This is a genomic window from Methylobacter sp. BlB1 (assembly GCF_015476545.1).
Classification (GTDB): domain Bacteria; phylum Pseudomonadota; class Gammaproteobacteria; order Methylococcales; family Methylomonadaceae; genus Methylobacter.
In genome coordinates this window covers 1-829 of sequence record NZ_JADMKV010000194.1, presented here as the reverse complement: position 1 = coordinate 829, position 829 = coordinate 1, and the positions used below count along the sequence as shown (strand labels likewise).

The following is an 829-nucleotide window of genomic DNA, read 5'->3' as shown; positions in this document are numbered from 1 at the left end:
CGTAACGCTTCGGATGACTTCAATTTGTTTCATGACAAGCATAAGTGGCTACAAATTGCACACAACCCGTTCAAAGGCCCTATCGTTTTGGGGTTTCAACTCAATACCCTGATCGAATATCAAATGCGCCTCTATCGGGAATTGCATCATGAAAACGAAGTGATTACCGAGCACGATCTGCGTTACAGCAACTATCAAATCACCTTTGTCAACGCCGTTCGTCCGCGCATGCCCGTCTATCTGGATATTAAAAAAACCCTGATCAACACGATCCCCAGCCTGACGCTCGGCAATCGCATTGCCATGAAATCGGACGACAAAACCGTGCTGCTGGGCTTTAAAAAAGAAACGCAAGCGCCACTGTTTTTAGCCGACACTGAACTTGACAATCTGCCGGATCTCGATGAGATTCCGGATTGCACTAGGGTGCCCGGCACGGATTATTTTCTTAAGCGTAAATATTTGAATAATGGCTCGGTTAAAAACTTTCTCTCCGGGTCTTTCGCCGAGCAATCGGATTATTTCGATGAGCTAACGCAAACTGCGCAGTATCCCGAGATATTTCCTTGCAGCCTGAGCTCCGGCGCCTTATTGGAAAAGGCGCAGTTAGAAAATCATGACTTTAAGCGCAATCCTATGGTTTATACCTCTCATGAAATTTCAGTGGATCGGCGCTCTTTAAGCTTGCTTAAAAACAATGAAAAGCTGCATATTCTGGTGGATCAACGCCCGGAATCAGGCAGCAATACCTTGAACCAGACCAACATCATGCTGAGGACCTATCATTGTTACGGTTTGTTGCACAACAATGATGTGTTATTCAGAATGA

1 protein-coding gene is annotated in these 829 nt (G+C 45.5%); it reads left to right on the top strand.

The genetic code is table 11. From position 1 onward, the window contains the following. Positions 1-829 (top strand): hypothetical protein (locus IT781_RS21980; RefSeq protein ID WP_194972302.1); only part of this gene is annotated, 829 nt, incomplete at both ends.